This is a genomic window from Weizmannia acidilactici (genome assembly GCF_008974185.1).
GTDB classification, from domain to species: Bacteria; Bacillota; Bacilli; order Bacillales; family Bacillaceae_C; genus Weizmannia; species Weizmannia acidilactici.
In genome coordinates, this window is record NZ_BKZP01000049.1 from 1 (window position 1) to 14,814 (window position 14,814).

At 45.1% G+C, this 14,814-nt stretch carries 17 protein-coding genes and 1 pseudogene; 6 read left to right on the forward strand and 12 right to left on the reverse strand.

Features of this window, described 5'->3' with window-relative positions; all coding sequences use genetic code 11:
- Positions 1-329 precede the first annotated feature (329 nt).
- A complete protein-coding gene (locus BpJC4_RS14805; protein WP_151681853.1) occupies positions 330-890 on the forward strand; it encodes a GNAT family N-acetyltransferase in 561 nt (186 codons plus the stop codon).
- A gap of 172 nt (positions 891-1,062) precedes the next feature.
- Positions 1,063-2,427 (forward strand): MATE family efflux transporter, encoded by a 1,365-nt coding sequence (locus BpJC4_RS14810; protein WP_151681854.1) that lies wholly within the window; start codon positions 1,063-1,065, stop codon positions 2,425-2,427.
- A gap of 172 nt (positions 2,428-2,599) precedes the next feature.
- Here the strand turns inward: BpJC4_RS14810 and BpJC4_RS14815 are convergent, their stop codons facing one another.
- Together BpJC4_RS14815 and BpJC4_RS14820 are read right to left on the reverse strand one after the other, a co-directional pair.
- Complete coding sequence (locus tag BpJC4_RS14815; protein ID WP_151681855.1) at positions 2,600-2,905, reverse strand: hypothetical protein; 306 nt, start codon at positions 2,903-2,905, stop codon at positions 2,600-2,602.
- 96 nt (positions 2,906-3,001) lie between these two features.
- Positions 3,002-3,730: a CAP domain-containing protein gene (locus tag BpJC4_RS14820; protein WP_151698133.1), complete on the reverse strand. Its 729-nt coding sequence runs from the start codon at positions 3,728-3,730 to the stop codon at positions 3,002-3,004.
- A 400-nt stretch (positions 3,731-4,130) separates the two neighbouring features.
- Between BpJC4_RS14820 and BpJC4_RS16765 the strand changes: the two are divergent.
- Positions 4,131-4,373: pseudogene (locus tag BpJC4_RS16765) on the forward strand (DNA alkylation repair protein).
- A 183-nt stretch (positions 4,374-4,556) separates the two neighbouring features.
- On the opposite strand, the gene BpJC4_RS14830 reads toward BpJC4_RS16765, so the two are convergent.
- The 4 genes from BpJC4_RS14830 to deoD form a co-directional block, all read right to left on the reverse strand.
- On the reverse strand, positions 4,557-4,994 hold the full coding sequence (locus tag BpJC4_RS14830) for a MarR family winged helix-turn-helix transcriptional regulator (protein WP_151681857.1): 438 nt from the start codon (positions 4,992-4,994) through the stop codon (positions 4,557-4,559).
- A 113-nt stretch (positions 4,995-5,107) separates the two neighbouring features.
- Positions 5,108-6,580 carry a lmo1851 family serine protease gene (locus tag BpJC4_RS14835; protein ID WP_503827278.1) on the reverse strand — a complete coding sequence of 491 codons (1,473 nt, stop codon included), beginning with the start codon at positions 6,578-6,580 and terminating at the stop codon, positions 5,108-5,110.
- 100 nt (positions 6,581-6,680) lie between these two features.
- Complete coding sequence (locus tag BpJC4_RS14840) at positions 6,681-7,478, reverse strand: M15 family metallopeptidase (protein ID WP_151698134.1); 798 nt, start codon at positions 7,476-7,478, stop codon at positions 6,681-6,683.
- A 171-nt stretch (positions 7,479-7,649) separates the two neighbouring features.
- Positions 7,650-8,357, reverse strand: coding sequence for a purine-nucleoside phosphorylase (deoD, locus tag BpJC4_RS14845; RefSeq protein ID WP_151681860.1), 708 nt, complete (start codon positions 8,355-8,357; stop codon positions 7,650-7,652).
- A gap of 130 nt (positions 8,358-8,487) precedes the next feature.
- Between deoD and yoyE the strand changes: the two genes are divergently transcribed.
- Positions 8,488-8,613, forward strand: a complete 126-nt coding sequence (yoyE, locus tag BpJC4_RS14850; protein ID WP_151681861.1) for a protein YoyE — start codon at positions 8,488-8,490, stop codon at positions 8,611-8,613.
- Between the two features lie 189 nt (positions 8,614-8,802).
- Here yoyE and BpJC4_RS14855 read toward each other — a convergent pair whose 3' ends face one another.
- The 3 genes from BpJC4_RS14855 to BpJC4_RS14865 form a co-directional block, all read right to left on the reverse strand.
- Positions 8,803-8,985: a YozD family protein gene (locus BpJC4_RS14855; protein ID WP_151681862.1), complete on the reverse strand. Its 183-nt coding sequence runs from the start codon at positions 8,983-8,985 to the stop codon at positions 8,803-8,805.
- Between the two features lie 105 nt (positions 8,986-9,090).
- On the reverse strand, positions 9,091-9,732 hold the full coding sequence (yodN, locus tag BpJC4_RS14860; protein WP_151698135.1) for a germination protein YodN: 642 nt from the start codon (positions 9,730-9,732) through the stop codon (positions 9,091-9,093).
- A 94-nt stretch (positions 9,733-9,826) separates the two neighbouring features.
- The gene (locus BpJC4_RS14865) at positions 9,827-10,048 is read right to left on the reverse strand and encodes a YozE family protein (RefSeq protein ID WP_151681864.1); all 222 of its coding nucleotides are present in this window, start codon (positions 10,046-10,048) and stop codon (positions 9,827-9,829) included.
- A gap of 206 nt (positions 10,049-10,254) precedes the next feature.
- Here BpJC4_RS14865 and BpJC4_RS14870 point away from each other — a divergent pair, with 206 nt between their 5' ends.
- Positions 10,255-12,039: a methyl-accepting chemotaxis protein gene (locus BpJC4_RS14870; RefSeq protein WP_253724334.1), complete on the forward strand. Its 1,785-nt coding sequence runs from the start codon at positions 10,255-10,257 to the stop codon at positions 12,037-12,039.
- 49 nt (positions 12,040-12,088) lie between these two features.
- Here BpJC4_RS14870 and BpJC4_RS14875 read toward each other — a convergent pair whose 3' ends face one another.
- The 3 genes from BpJC4_RS14875 to msrA form a co-directional block, all read right to left on the reverse strand.
- Positions 12,089-12,247: a YjcZ family sporulation protein gene (locus tag BpJC4_RS14875; protein ID WP_151681866.1), complete on the reverse strand. Its 159-nt coding sequence runs from the start codon at positions 12,245-12,247 to the stop codon at positions 12,089-12,091.
- 103 nt (positions 12,248-12,350) lie between these two features.
- Complete coding sequence (msrB, locus tag BpJC4_RS14880) at positions 12,351-12,773, reverse strand: peptide-methionine (R)-S-oxide reductase MsrB (protein WP_151681867.1); 423 nt, start codon at positions 12,771-12,773, stop codon at positions 12,351-12,353.
- The gene (gene msrA, locus BpJC4_RS14885; protein ID WP_151681868.1) at positions 12,763-13,299 is read right to left on the reverse strand and encodes a peptide-methionine (S)-S-oxide reductase MsrA; all 537 of its coding nucleotides are present in this window, start codon (positions 13,297-13,299) and stop codon (positions 12,763-12,765) included. Before msrA ends, msrB begins: the two co-directional genes overlap by 11 nt.
- Before the next feature lie 141 nt (positions 13,300-13,440).
- On the opposite strand from msrA, the gene BpJC4_RS14890 reads away from it, so the two are divergent.
- Positions 13,441-14,814: RsmF rRNA methyltransferase first C-terminal domain-containing protein (locus BpJC4_RS14890; protein ID WP_151681869.1), on the forward strand; the 1,374-nt coding region annotated here is incomplete at its 3' end.

The following is a 14,814-nucleotide window of genomic DNA, read 5'->3' on the forward strand; positions in this document are numbered from 1 at the left end:
ATTCATCCATGCCAGTTTACGTTTCAGCGGCCGGAAATGTTTCAGTTTTCCCGCACTATCTTATTCAAATTTTCTTCTTTAAATCTTAACATTTTCTTGTTTTCTTTTTAAAACTTTTATAGTAATATGATATCAAATATGAATCACGTTCCTTTTTAACGTACCTTTAAGCAAAACAGGGAAGGCAAATGGTGCGCCACCAGCGGTTTTCTTGGCTGGTTCTAGTGGGTTCGATTCCCACCCCGAAATTTTTTACGCAACTTTAAAAAATTTCGAGGGTGGGATATTCCATATAGGACTGCACTACCCTCGGACAGGAGGGATGAAAAATGCTCAAGAAACGCGATTGTTCATGGCAGGAATGCTGTGCTTTGTATGAATTGATGGTGCACCCGGATGTCTTTTCTTTCGTGCGCCAGAAATGCTATTCACAAGATGAGTTCCTTTTTATGACAAAACAGATGATTGAAGCGGAAGAGCGTGGCGAACTTGTTTCCAGGACAATTCTTGATGAGTGGGAAAACCCGATTGGCGTCATCACCCTTTTCGATATTGAAAACAGGGCGGGGTTTTTGGGAACTTGGCTCGGCAAGCCTTACCACGGCAAAGGATATAACCAGCCGGCAAAGAAGGCATTTTTCGAAGAACTGTTTTACGAATTGGGCATTGAAAGGATTTACATGAAAATCCGCAAAGAAAATATCCGCTCGATCAAAGCCGCGGAGAAACTGCCCTATGCCATTAAAGTAAATGAATCGCGCAAAGAAATATTTGATCATGTAAATAGCGGCGGGACCGTTTATGATTTGTACGAGATTTCAAAAGATCTTTATTCCCTGCATTTCATGAGGCAGGATAACCTTCAGGACGATTCGTGTTTGCATGCTTAATTTCCCCAACTTGATGCCTTCACACAAGAAAATTCGAAATGAATCCGTTCATTCCCATATTTCTTTGTATTGACGAAAAAGCCTGCCAGTACGGCGGGTTTTTTCTTATTTTACCAAATGGTTATGTTATAATTTTTTGGAGTCCGTGTAGAAACCGTGGAGGTATTACATCATGAAACAAACGTTTACGGTTAAAGAAAAAATCGTGCAGCTATGGAAGCTGTTCCTGCCAATTCTTATCACACAGCTCGCCATGCTGCTCATGAATTTTTTTGATACGACAATGTCCGGCCACTTTTCCAAAGCCGATTTGGCCGGTGTCGCGATCGGGTCTTCCCTTTGGTTTCCCATTTCAACCGGATTGGGCACCATTTTGCAGGCTGTGACCCCGATTACCGCCCATTTGATCGGAAGCAAAAAAACGGAAGAAATTCCCTTTACGCTCATCCAAAGCATTTATGCCTCCGCCAGCATGGCTGTCTTTGTCATTGCTTGCGGCGCGATTGTACTCGATCCGGTTTTGGGGCGGATGAATTTGGAGCCGCATGTTGAAACGGTCGCGCGCCATTTTTTATGGGCGCTGTCCTGCGGGCTCATTCCGCTGTTCTGTTATCAAGTATGCCGCTCGCTGATAGATGCAACCGGCCTGACAAAAATTTCAATGTTAATTACCCTTTTATCCTTGCCAATCAATATCGCGTTTAATTACTTGTTTATTTTCGGCCACGCCGGTTTTCCGCGTCTCGGCGGCGCTGGTGCGGGTGTCGCGGGCGCCATTACATACTGGATCATTTTTGTCATCGCGGTCATCGTGCTCCGGAAACTGCCGCGATTTGGGGACATGGACCTTTTCCGCTCTTTTTACCCGGTTTCTTTCCGGAAATGGAAGGAGTTGTTTTCGCTTGGCATCCCAATGGGCTTATCGACCTTTTTTGAATCGAGCATTTTTTCGGTTGTGACGCTATTTATGAGCAAATTCGGCACGGATACAATCGCCTCCCATCAGGCGGCGATGAATTTTGAATCGCTTTTGTACATGCTTCCACTCAGCATTTCACTGGCGATGATCATCCTCGTCGGTTTTGAAGCGGGAGCCGGCAGATTCAGGGATGCACGCACATACAGCACAATCGGAATAATAACAGCGATCATCATGGCCACCATGACCGGATTTTTGCTCTATCTCTTTCATAAAGAAGTTGCCGCCTTTTACAGCGATGATCCGGACGTGATCCGTTTAACCGGCCATTTTCTTTTGTATGCCATATTTTTCCAATGGTCAGATGCGGTTCAGGCTCCTGTGCAGGGGGCGCTAAGGGGATATAAGGATGTCCGGATTACGACCGTCATGACATTTGTTTCCTACTGGGTAATCGGCCTTCCGCTCGGGTTTCTCCTTAACGCCGTAACCAGCCTCGGCCCATTTGCTTATTGGATTGGCCTAATCAGCGGCCTGGCTGCCGGGGCTGTTGCGCTTTTAAGCCGCCTCTTTTTTTTGCAGCGCAAATACATGGGCACCAATAAGAAAGCTGTGTGAGGAGTTTTTCAAAAGCGGGAAACGGTTTTTCTTCCCCATTTTCTCCCATTTGATTTTCCTAGCAAAATGGCAGCTCGTGCTTTGGTTAAAGGCTGCTTTTTCACTTTTTAATATGTACCGGCCATCATGCAATAAACGTACCGCGATCTTGCCAGCTCCCCGGCAAAACGGATCAGCTGTTTAGCGACCCCTTGTTTCTTTCATGCACATCAACAACAAACCTGTGGAAAGTAAACGGCTTTTCCAACGGATTTGCGGTAAACATCTGGCTCATTTTGGTCAATCGTGATCGAACCGGTTGTTTTTCCTTCTTCGTTTTCCGCCCCATATAACGCACCGTTTTTGAGGTCTGCTTCAAAACACTCTTTTTGCGGTCAGGTTCCATCTCACTGCTCGTTGTTTTTTCGCGCATCGCCGTATCCCGGACGATATTCAGGATCTGATCTAAATCGCGGTTGGCAGCTTTTCGACTCTTCATGTACATCACCTTTTTCCTTCATTTATAAAGGGGCCTGGTGCAAAATTGGAAATAGGAAAAAAGCAGCCCCAAAAAGGGAGCTGCTTCATCCATTTATTATTTTCCAATGAATTCCTGTGTCCAGTAATGGCCGTTTTCAACATAGCCGACACCGATATGCGTATAGTTTTTATTTAAGATGTTTGCCCTATGGCCTTCGCTGTTCATCCAGGCGTTCATCACATCCTGCGGCGTCTGTTGGCCCATTGCGATGTTTTCCCCGGCATATTTGTAAGTAATGCCGAATTGTTTCATCATCTCAAAAGGTGTGCCGTAAGTCGGGCTTGTATGGTCAAAATATTTATTTGTCATCATATCATTCGATTTTACGCGCGCCATTTTGCTGAGCGCTGTGTCCACTTGCAGCGCTGGAAGGCCGTTTTTCGCCCGTTCCTGGTTCACGAGGTCCACCACTTGTTTTTCATAAGCATTCAATGTGTAGGATGCTTGGGAAGCCTGTGTGCTGCCTGATGTTGTACCTGAATTTGTTGTTGTTTTGTTTGCGGTAGTTTGGTTTGTTACTTTGTTTGTTGTTGCAGTTGTTTTGTTTGGCGTTGTATTGTTTGCGGACGGAGCCGTTGTTACGTTTTTAAACCTCCAATTCAAATGATGCTGCTTTAACCAATTCTCTAATTCTTGAATGCTGTTAAACTTATATTGATACGTGACGGCAGTAGTTTTCGTACTGCAGTTAGCTGTTTGGTTTGATGCTGCATCCGCTTTTCCGACGAATGGGGATGCCATTAATGCAAGCGCTGCTGCTGTCGATAGGATTGTCTTTTTCATCACTGTTTCCTCCCTGATGTTCATCGTAAAGTTGTTCTCTCTCTCACAACTAGAATGATAACATATGATTTTTGTAATATTTCTGGGAGAAAATAGAACAGGCTACCTAAGCGGTATGCCTTGCCCTTTTGAAAATGGCCGATGCAGCCGTCTCAACGGTTTTACCGGCACCAGCAGCGTTTCCTATTATTTCACACATTGGCATCCGGTGATACGATATCCATAAAATACCAGAAAATCGTACTTGACACTTTTAAAAACCCACCTCGTTTGTTACAAATTTTTCGCAAATATTGCTGGTTGCAACAACATTTTCATATTTGGCCGCTGCAAAAAAACTGTATATCCGGAGAAAAACGGGAAAAAATAAGTAAATCATTTGAACTGGATGGTGAATGGGATGCAGGGCCCGTGTTGCTGCCCCAATTGCAAGACAAACCGGACGCGTTTTAATATCATTAAGCAAGTGGCCGAAGCTGTAAAAATGGATCCGGGAACGGGGGAGATTACCGAACATCTGGAAAATGCGTAAGCGTATCCGTTCCATTTGGCATACCACGGACCGGATTACCGGATCCAATGCGCCGTCTGCGGGTTGATCGAAGACGAACACACGTTTTTAAAATTTGGCGAACATAGATAGGGGCTTTCCCAAAAGTCCTTTTTAAGCAGAATTTTTTCTCAAATAGTCTTTATAAAGCTTTGTCAGGACCGTTAGAGCAAAATAAAATTCCTGAAACGGTCCTGACAAAGCTCCTCAGAACCCATTCTTAGGAAAAATTCTCCTCTAACTTTTCTGATGAAGCCAAATGTGTATATTTTCACATTAATGCATTTCGTTCAGATGGTCTTCAAGCTTTTTAAACAGCTTGTAAAGCGTCTCCCTTTCTTCATTGGTAAAGATGTCCAGCTTTTCTTTCAAAAACTCGCATTTTCTTGCTGTCAGCAGCTCGATCAAAGCTTTACCCTTTTCCGTTAATATTAAATCTACGACGCGCCTGTCTTTGTTGGAACGTTTTCGTTCAATCAGCCCTTTTTCCACAAGGGAATCCGTAACGGATGTGATATGGCTGGCGGAAACCTGAAGCGCTTTCGATAAATCGGACGAACGCATCGGGGATTTCATCAAAAATTTCAACACCATATACTCATTGATGGTCACATACTCTTTTAATAAACGATGCATTTCGTCTTTAATTTTACGGTAAACTTTGCGAAATATAAATTCCAAGTCTATTGATTCTATCGTCTCCAAAAGTCCCATTCCTTTCCTTCCATATGGGATTAAGCCTTTATTACCTGATTTTATTATACCATTTTTTAATCCATTATTTGCATAAAAAAGCCGGAAGAAAAGTCTTCTCCCGGCTTTGCCAACTATTTTTCGTTTTTCAAGACGTCTTCCGCCTTTTTCAGCTGCGTGTCGTTTTTCGTAATCAAATCGCTGATCTTAGACATTAATTTCGTTGTCGTTTCGCCTTTTATTACGCCGGTCTGCTTCAAATGCTCATCCGTTTGGAAAGCTACTACAGCCGCTTTTGTATTTTCGTCGAAGTAGCCGTCAACCCTTCCCGGATGATACCCCAGCGTTTTCAGCATTTTTTCCACCGTTTTCACGTCGTTGGATACCGAGTACAGTTTCATTTCTGTATCGGAACTGATCACAGGCAAGTTTGCATAATCCGGAAGCGCCACTTTGTAATCCGGTTGGATCCCTTTTTTGTGGATCCAGTTGCCATTTGGCGTCAGCCATTTTTGCACGGTGAATTTTAAATTCGACCCATCGCTGAAATCCGTTGCAGTCTGAACCGTGCCTTTTCCGAATGATTTCTCGCCCACAAGCGGGATACCAGCCGATTCATGCAGCGCACTGGCCAGTATTTCGGATGCGCTCGCGCTTCCGCCGTCGATCAACACAACCGTCGGGACAGTGATTTTAGTTCCGTCCTCTGCAACGTACTTCTGCCGGGTTCCATTCCGGTCTTCCGTTTGCAGGATTGTCTTCCCTTCCGGCACAAACAGATTGGAGATCTTAATCGCCTGGTCAAGCAAGCCGCCCGGGTTTTGCCGCACATCAATAATCAGCGACTTCATACCCTGCTTTTTCATTTTATTAATGGCGCTGGTGAATTCCTTATAAGTGCCGTCAGAGAACGTCGTAATTTGGATATGGGCAACCCCGTTTTTGAGCATCTTCGGATAGACGGTGTTGACAGGGATTGTATCGCGCGTAATCGTTACTTTCGATTCGTCTTTGGAACCGGCACGTTGAATCGTAAGCGTGACTTTTGACCCTTTTTTGCCCCTGATCAACATGACTGCCTCATTGGCGCTCATGCCGTGGACGCTTTTGCCGTTTACCGCAAGAATTTTATCATTCGGCTTCAAACCGGCTTTTTCAGCCGGGGATCCTTTGATCGGGGAAACGATCACAATATACCCATCTTTCTCCTCAACTTCCGCTCCGATGCCTTCGAATGACGAAGAAATCGTATCATGGAATTCCGAAGCTTCATCTTTTGTCATGTAGTCTGAATAAGGGTCGTTCAGCGCTTCAACCATGCCGTTAATGGCGCCGTCAATCAGCGTTTTCGATTTCACTTTTGTGTAATATTTTGATTTGATGCTGTCATATGCTTTATACAGTTTATTGAATTCCGGCCTGCTTTCCGTCGTGACGTTCACCGCTTTTTTGTCCCCAAGCGCAAATGCCGCTGTTGTAATACCGGCCGTTAAAAAGACCACGAGAAACAAGAGCATAACAAACTTGAATTTTTTCATGCGAATATATCCGTTTTGCTCTTCCTGCCGGGATTCGGTCTCTTTCTTTTCATTATCCAAAGGCTTCACCACTTTCATGCCGTTTTCCAAAAATCAGACTTTGCTTTTTTGCTAACTACATTATTCTATCAGCTTTTTCGCTTTTATGAAAGAGTGGCATATTTTCCCTTCACTCCACTTTATGTACATGCTCGAAATACTCTTCTAAAGTCCAGCCGTGCTTGTAGATCACTGCTGCGGCCTGTTTTCCGACGTATCTGAAATGCCATGGTTCATACTCATATTTTGTAATATTTTCCTTATTTTTCGGATACCTTAAAATAAACCCGTACTTATGGGCATTTTTTGCGAGCCAGATTCCTTCTTTATGCGCTCCCATCTTCTGGGTAAGCAGGAAGTTTTCCGTTTGGCTTGTAATATCCGCGGCGAGGCCTGTCTGGTGTTCGCTTGAACCCGGAACGGCAACAGCCTGCTCCGCATATTTTTCCCCTGAATTTTCCACTTCCGCCGTGTATACGGCCTGCTGGCGGGTGTATGAGCGGTATCCCGAAGCCAGGTATAAATAAATGCTGTCTTTTTCGGCGGCAGCAAACATTTTTTCAAGCGCATGCGCCGCTTCTTTCCGCATATAGCTTTTTTCAATATCCTGATTACCAAAAGAAAAACGGACTTTCGGGCGGACGAGGTCTTTCGGAACATAATTGCCCAGAATATACGTTTTATTGACGAGCGCCAAAATATTGCCAGGATTTTGGATTACCTTTTTTCCGTCTACGGTTTTGATTTTGTTAAAATATTTTGCCTTCAGCTCAAGATCGGCATTACTTTTTTTGTTGGAAGCCGTACCGGTTGTCTTTGCCAGGGGAGTACCGGTTTTGCTGCCGTTATCCGCAGTCTCGTCCCAGCCTGATATGCTGCAGCCGGCCAATACAATTACGGCAAGGCCGATGTATAAAAAACGTTTCATGCTTTCACCTTTCTCTTTTTGTATCAATTTGCCGAAATGGCAAGCGGATTGATTTTCCCGAAAACACCCCTTTGATTCCGGCTTGCCCGTCCATGATTAGCCTCTTATGCTTCGATACGGCAAAAAAAATCGCAGGTGCCATTCCCCCCTGCGATTTCTCTGCTTTTCATTTTAAACTAATTCCAAAGAGACATCAAGTGCCATTTCGATCATATCGTTAAAGTTTGTTTCCCGTTCCTTTGCGGTTGTTTCTTCCCCGGTGATGATATGGTCGCTGACCGTTAAAATGGAAAGCGCCCTGCAGTCGTATTTTGCCGCTAATGTATAGAGCGCCGCCGACTCCATTTCTACGGCAAGTATGCCGTACTGCGCCCATTTCTCGTGTTCCGCATGGTCACTATAAAAAAGGTCGGCTGTAAACACGTTCCCGACTTTAAGGCTCAGCCCTTTTTCAAGCCCCCTGTCGTATGCTTTTTTCAGAAGGTCGAAGTTTGCGGTCGGCGCATAATCGATGCCGTTAAACGTCAGCTTGTTGATTTGTGAATCAGTTGATGCGCTCATCGCCAAAATCACATCGCGCACCTTAACGTCTTTTTGGATTGCGCCGCATGTCCCGACGCGGATTAAATTTTTCACCCCGTAGCTTTGTATCAGTTCTGTCGCATAAATGGCAATGGAGGGAACCCCCATTCCCGTTCCTTGGACCGATACTTTTTTTCCTTTATAAGTGCCGGTATATCCGAACATATTGCGGACTTTGTTATAGCATACCGCATCTTCCAGGAAGTTTTCCGCTATATACTTGGCGCGGAGCGGATCCCCGGGCAATAATACGGTTTCGGCAATTTCATGTTCTTTTGCTTCGATATGTACACTCATGACTGGTCCTCCTTCATCTTCGTATGCCTATTGTAAATCGCAATCAAAAATGTTGCAAATCACCATCTTTATTTTTTCCCTTATAGACGATACTATTGGTGAACCATCCTAAATGAAAGGATTGTGTGCCTTGGGAAAAAAACACCGCAACCGCATTAACGGCAGAAAGAAAAACAACCATATCCCTCCGGAAGTGATCATTGCCGAGCAGGAAGCCCACGGCAAAGAATATACCGCAACCAAACGGAAGAATTAACACCATCCGTCTTGGTAGTAAAATTCCCCTCATTCCGCGGATCAAACGAATGAGGGGGAAGTTTTTTCTTGTTCGTGGTCGATTATTTTTAATGCTTTTAGGCGGAACCGTGCTAACCTTCCCACTTGTTTCTCCAGAGGTTTTCCAATAAATTGTAAAAAAATGCCGACGTTTCCGCATTTTTTAGGATTAAACAGAATCGTCCCCGTAATCATCTTCGTCGATAATACTTTTAGCAAGCAAATATTCAAAAGTGATGTCTGCAATTTCTTCCAGTTCTTCTTCATGGGGCGCAAATCCCCTTTTCACCAACTCTTTAAAAAAGAATGCTGCGATTTCCTCTGTGTCAATATAAACATCCATATTTTCCAAAAAACCGCCCCCTTTTTAAATCACGCAAACCCCGAGACTGCAGCTCTGTATTTTGTTATAAAATATGAAAACCGCCGGCCCGTTATGCCATAAAACACGAGCCGCTTACTCCCGCTTTAAACGGCTTTGGAGAAAACGAATTTGCGATATAATCGCTTCAAGCATCATCCTGTATTCCTCATCACTGAACATTTTAAAAAGCAGGGAATAATCGTTATACATATCAAGCAGGCGGTCAATTTTTTCACCTGCTTCCATTTGCGCGGCTGCCAACTGATACAGGGGATTCTTTTTTACCGGATAGAAAATTTTATATTGATTTAAAAACGTATCTGCCTGCTCAAAATCAGCCACCAGCACAAGCTCCTCTTCATCGGCTTCAAGCCACTCGCCGCCCGGGATGCCCACCATTTCATATATGATGTCTTCCCAGGCATCTTCCGCATAGCGCCAAATTTCGGTGCGGAAACCGACGACTTTAAAAAGCCCGTTTTCATACCCTTTTACTTTTACAATATCCCCGATAAAATATTTTAATTCTATGCTGATTTCTTCTTTTTTATAAAAAACCCCATTATATTCTTCCAAACGCGCAAGGCTTTCTTCGCCCAAAAGGCCTTCTCTGCCGTTTACGACGTAAAAATACCCGCCATCCATTTCTTTGATGGACGTAATTTTTCCTACCGTTCCGTACTCTTTTACCACAACCGTATCCCCGATCTGAAATTTAGGCGCTTTTGGTTCCATCTTTCATGCTCCTTGTTTAACGAAACGTCTTTTACTTCATAATATGCATGCGCATTATGAAAAGGGAAAAAATCCGGATGCGGGGGAACTCCAACTATTTTAATTCAGAAAGGTAAATTTCCCATGCCTTGTCAAAAATATCCATGGAAGGGATGTACTGCCCGTTTAATTCCAAATAAGAACTGATTTCATGGTAATCGCTCGAATGTTTTGGAAAGCTGTGGTCATGATAGGCCCCGTTTGCAAAAGCTGTCATCTCGTCTTTCAAATACGGATCCCTGTACTTCATCAAAAATTGATAAAAAGATTTGCTCATTGCGATTCCCTTTCCCTTAGATGCTTGTTTACTCAAATATATCCGATCCTCTTTCAGCCGTAAAGGAATTCGCCCGGATGCGCAAATAAATGGAACACCACCGATTTTCGATCTAAAACTAAAACTAGAAAATTCTAGTAAATGCGTATAAAATATGATTATGGTTCACGAACAGCAGGGTAAAAAGGAGGGATAAGAGATTGAATATGCAGAATATTAATGCCGGACGTACAAAAGGAAAACAGAAAAAACCCCGCCGAAGCCGCCCTTTGTATAAGCTGGGGCTTTACTATTTGCAGACAATCAGGGGAAAAGTTGTTGTATCATTTGGCGTATTGTCGATCCTGCTTATCGTTTTAACCATTACATCATACATAAACATGACCGAGCTGGAAAATGAAATCAACCGCGACGTAAAGCATGACCTCGTTGTTCATAATAGTGTACAAAGCCTGCTCGAGCAAACGGGAGAAATTGAGACGGCCGCTTTAAATTACGCTATCACCGGAAATGAAACTACGTTACGGCCATACGACCAAGGCAAACAAAAGGTGAACAGTGAAATCAGCAATTTGAGAAAAATGCTGGCAAGCAGCCCTGCACAAAGCAAAAAATTGGAAAAAGTGGCGAGCGACTATCATTTTTGGCTGGGCACGGTTGACAGGGTTGTCGAAGCACGGCAGTACGGCACGGAAAAAATGGCTATCACGGAAATTAAAAATTCCCAGGCTTCCGATTATATGAAAAATATGAAAACAAGCATTAATGATCTTTTGGACAGTGTGACGGAAGCCTCCAAAAACCGGATCAATGAACTGCACTTTTCCGTATTGATAGCGCGAATCGTGACCGTCTCCCTTTCCCTGTTTGCAATCATTTTGACAGTCCTTTTAAGCTTCAGCCTGACCAAAAAAATTAAGAACAGCGTCAGGACAATCAGCCGCTCCATCCTAAATATCGCAAATGCAGGGGGCGATTTAACGAGAAGGATCGAAGTCTCGTCCAATGATGAACTTGCGAAACTGGCAAGGGACACGAACCAGCTAATCGACGGCATTGCAAGGCTCGTCAAAGAAGTGGCGGCCATGGCGGAAAGCGTATCTGCTTCAAGTGAAGAACTGCTCGCCTCTTCTGAAGAAACATCGAAAACGATCCAGTCCATTGCCGAAACAGCAAACGAAATCGCTGCCGACAGCGAGCAGGCTTCCACACAGATGGATGCGTCTTTGTCCAAGATGAAATCTCTGGAAGAGGTGGTCAATACGCTTTACCGGCAGGCTGAAACCGTCAAACAGGCTTCGCTTGATATGAAGGCATCCGCGGAAAAAGGCAGCAAATCGATTGTCGAGACATCCGGAAAAATGAAAAGCATTGAAGCCATTATGCTGAATACGAGCAAGACCGTGCAGGCGCTTGGCCGGAAATCGGACGATATTACGAAAATTATCATGACCATCACCGGAATCGCCAAGCAGACGAACCTGCTTGCGTTAAATGCCGCCATAGAAGCTGCAAGGGCAGGGGAGCACGGTCGCGGTTTCGCCGTTGTCGCGGACGAGGTGCGAAAATTGGCCGAGCAGTCACAAGCTGCCGCGCAGGAAGTCACAAATATTGTCCACTCAATCCAAAAAGAAATCACCACGATTATCGGGCAAAACGAGGACGGCGTAGAGGCTGTTGCTTCCGGTGTGCAAATATCAAATGAAACAATGCGCTCCCTGGAAGTCATCCAGGAACAAACGAACAAGACTACGAATGTCATTATTGATATGGCAGCCCAAATAGAAAAAACACAAATACTGGCAGTTGATGTCGCCGATTCATTCGTGGCCGTAAACAAAATTGCCATGAACACAGCGGCAAATACAGAAACGACCGCTGCCAATTCCGAAGAAGGTTCGGCATCGATGGAAGAAGTCACCGCAGCCGCTTCGGAATTATCCAAACAAGCCGAAAACTTGCGCAAACTCATCGGAAACTTCAAAATTTAGCCAAACCAAAAGATCCGGCCATTATCAGCCGGACCTTTTAGTTCCTTTTTTATTTCGGGCCAATCCAGCAGGCACCGATAATGATCAGCAAAATAAACAGCACCACAATTAAAGCAAAACTGCCTCTGTGGTATCCCGCAAAGCCTCCGTATCCGTATCCGCAGCCATAATCATAAACGGGATAAGCATAGCCATGGCCGTAGTACATACCATCCACTCCTCAAAATAATTGTTAGTTTTTCTATACAGTGCATGGTATGGGAAACGGGCGATGTTTGCATGTGCATCCGCCCAGCCGGATCGATTAACGCCTATTCTTTTTCTTCAAAAAGTGCCAAATATTCCCCGTATCCTTCTTCCTCGAGCTTTTCTTTCGGAATAAAGCGCATTGCCGCCGAGTTCATACAATACCGCAAATGCGTAGGTGCCGGCCCGTCCGGGAAAACATGGCCAAGATGCGCGTCCGCCGTTTTGCTCCTGACTTCCGTTCGGATCATGCCGTGGCTCGTGTCAAGCCGTTCCACCAGTTCACCGGGATCAAGCGGTTTCGTGAAGCTCGGCCAGCCACAGCCGGCATCATATTTATCTTTTGAACTGAACAACGGCTTTCCGGATAGGATGTCCACATAAATCCCGTCGCGGAACTCATTCCAATATTCATTTTGGAAAGGCGGCTCCGTCGCATTGTGGCGGGTTACTTCGTATTGCAAAGGGGTTAAATCCTTATTTTCCATCAAAATCCCTCCAATGTTCACGGATAAATGCGGCTCTGCCTGAACCTTGCCGGTACGCCTCATAATGCGCCGGATTTTTTTTATAATAGTCCTGATGGTAGGATTCAGCCGGGTAAAATGCGGAAGCAGGCTCAATGGTGACCGCAATCGGCTTTTTGAAGCGGCCGCTTTCCTGCAGCTGTTTTTTCGAAGCTTCCGCCACCTGTTTCTGTGCTTCATTTTTATAAAAGATGACAGGACGGTAAGAAGGTCCCCTGTCGTAAAACTGGCCGCCTGCATCAGTCGGATCAATCTGCCGCCAATAAATCTCCAAGAGCTTTTTATACGGAAAAATTTCCGGATCAAATGTAATTTCGACAGCTTCTGTATGCCCGGTCGTGCCGGAGCACACTTCTTCATAGGTTGGATTCGGCTTCGCCCCGCCCGTATAGCCCGATACGACTTTTTTGATGCCGGGCAGCTCGTCAAAAGGGTGGACCATGCACCAAAAACATCCTCCCGCAAAAATCGCTGTTTCTTCCGCCATTTTCGCCACCCCCTTTTGTGAAAGATTATTTTTTATTTTACCTGTTGTGGTGTTTTTTATCTAGTTTCGTGACTGGGCGGGAGAATTTCACTATAATGGAATCATTGCCAATATTGGTTTAGTTAGAAAGGAGTACCTCATTTGGAATTACCGTTGGATTTCACCAAAAAAATGGAACGCCTGCTCGGAAGCGAGGTGGATGAATTTTTCCAATCCTTCAATGAACCGCGCGCGTCCGGGCTGAGGCTGAATACAACAAAAATCAGCGGGCAGGAATGGGAACAGGTCAGCCCTTTCCGGATTGAAAAAATCCCTTTTGCCAAACACGGCTATTATTTTGACGAAGAGAAAGATCAGCCGGGGAAGCATCCGTACCACGCCGCCGGTTTGTATTATATCCAGGAGCCGAGCGCGATGTTTATCGCAAGCCAGCTCGATCTCGAAAAGAGCGATAAAGTATTGGATTTATGCGCCGCGCCGGGCGGCAAATCAACACAGATCGCAGCAGAAATCGGCCGGGAAGGTTTTTTGCTTGCCAATGAAATCCACCCGAAGCGGGTGCGCGCCCTCTCTGAAAATATCGAGCGCTTTGGTTTGAGTAATACAGTTGTTACCAATGAAACACCCGAAAAGCTGAGCCGGCATTTCGGGAACTTTTTCGATAAAATTTTGGTCGATGCGCCCTGTTCCGGCGAAGGCATGTTCAGGAAAGACCCGGAGGCAGTAAACTACTGGAGCCAAAAACATGTGGCAGCATGCGCGGCAAAGCAGCGGGACATTTTGGAAGATGCTTACCATATGTTGAAACCGGGCGGCACCCTCGTTTATTCCACCTGCACTTTTTCTCCTGAAGAAAACGAGCAGACGATCGAGTCGTTTTTGTCCCGGCACGAAGATATGGAACTGCTCCCTATTCTGCATGATCACGGCGTTGAACCGGGAAGGCCGGAGTGGACAGTTTGGAAACGGACGGATATTGCCGGTACAGCGCGGTTATGGCCACACCGCTTAAAAGGTGAAGGGCATTTTGCCGCTAAAATGTACAAGCGCCGGGGCGGGAGTGTACAACACTTGCCGCTTGAAAGGCACGTAAAACTTTCAAAACGTCAAGAAAAAGACTGGAACGCTTTTCTGGAACAAACATTGCAAAATTTCGACCGTGGTGGCCGCGCCTTTTTCCAGTATAATGACCAGCTCTATTTGCTGCCGGAAAATTGCCCGCAGTTAAAAGGGCTCCGACTTGTCCGCCCGGGTTTGCACCTTGGAGGATTCAAGAAAAACCGGTTTGAACCGAACCATGCGCTCGCGCTTTTTCTAAAACCCGGACAATGCAGGCATCAAAAAGACCTTGCATCTGACGGGGACGATTGGTTGCGCTATTTAAAAGGCGAAACACTCCCCGGCTCAAACGAAAACCGCGGATGGGTGCTTATGACCGTGGACGGTTTTCCGCTCGGATGGAGCAAAGAAACAAATAGCATTTTAAAAAACTTTTATCCAAAAGGCTTACGGCAT

Bases quoted from the DNA above. Each gene is read 5' to 3' on its own strand.
- msrB (WP_151681867.1), bottom strand. From the start codon at position 12,773: ATGGAAAATAAGGATTTAACCCCTTTGCAATACGAAGTAACCCGCCAC.
- BpJC4_RS14815 (WP_151681855.1), bottom strand. From the start codon at position 2,905: ATGAAGAGTCGAAAAGCTGCCAACCGCGATTTAGATCAGATCCTGAAT.
- BpJC4_RS14865 (WP_151681864.1), bottom strand. From the start codon at position 10,048: ATGAGCAAATCTTTTTATCAATTTTTGATGAAGTACAGGGATCCGTAT.
- BpJC4_RS14875 (WP_151681866.1), bottom strand. From the start codon at position 12,247: ATGTACTACGGCCATGGCTATGCTTATCCCGTTTATGATTATGGCTGC.
- BpJC4_RS14840 (WP_151698134.1), bottom strand. From the start codon at position 7,478: ATGAAACGTTTTTTATACATCGGCCTTGCCGTAATTGTATTGGCCGGC.
- BpJC4_RS14805 (WP_151681853.1), top strand. From the start codon at position 330: ATGCTCAAGAAACGCGATTGTTCATGGCAGGAATGCTGTGCTTTGTAT.
- BpJC4_RS14870 (WP_253724334.1), top strand. From the start codon at position 10,255: ATGCAGAATATTAATGCCGGACGTACAAAAGGAAAACAGAAAAAACCC.
- deoD (WP_151681860.1), bottom strand. From the start codon at position 8,357: ATGAGTGTACATATCGAAGCAAAAGAACATGAAATTGCCGAAACCGTA.
- BpJC4_RS14830 (WP_151681857.1), bottom strand. From the start codon at position 4,994: ATGGGACTTTTGGAGACGATAGAATCAATAGACTTGGAATTTATATTT.
- msrA (WP_151681868.1), bottom strand. From the start codon at position 13,299: ATGGCGGAAGAAACAGCGATTTTTGCGGGAGGATGTTTTTGGTGCATG.
- BpJC4_RS14820 (WP_151698133.1), bottom strand. From the start codon at position 3,730: ATGAAAAAGACAATCCTATCGACAGCAGCAGCGCTTGCATTAATGGCA.
- BpJC4_RS14810 (WP_151681854.1), top strand. From the start codon at position 1,063: ATGAAACAAACGTTTACGGTTAAAGAAAAAATCGTGCAGCTATGGAAG.
- yodN (WP_151698135.1), bottom strand. From the start codon at position 9,732: ATGGAACCAAAAGCGCCTAAATTTCAGATCGGGGATACGGTTGTGGTA.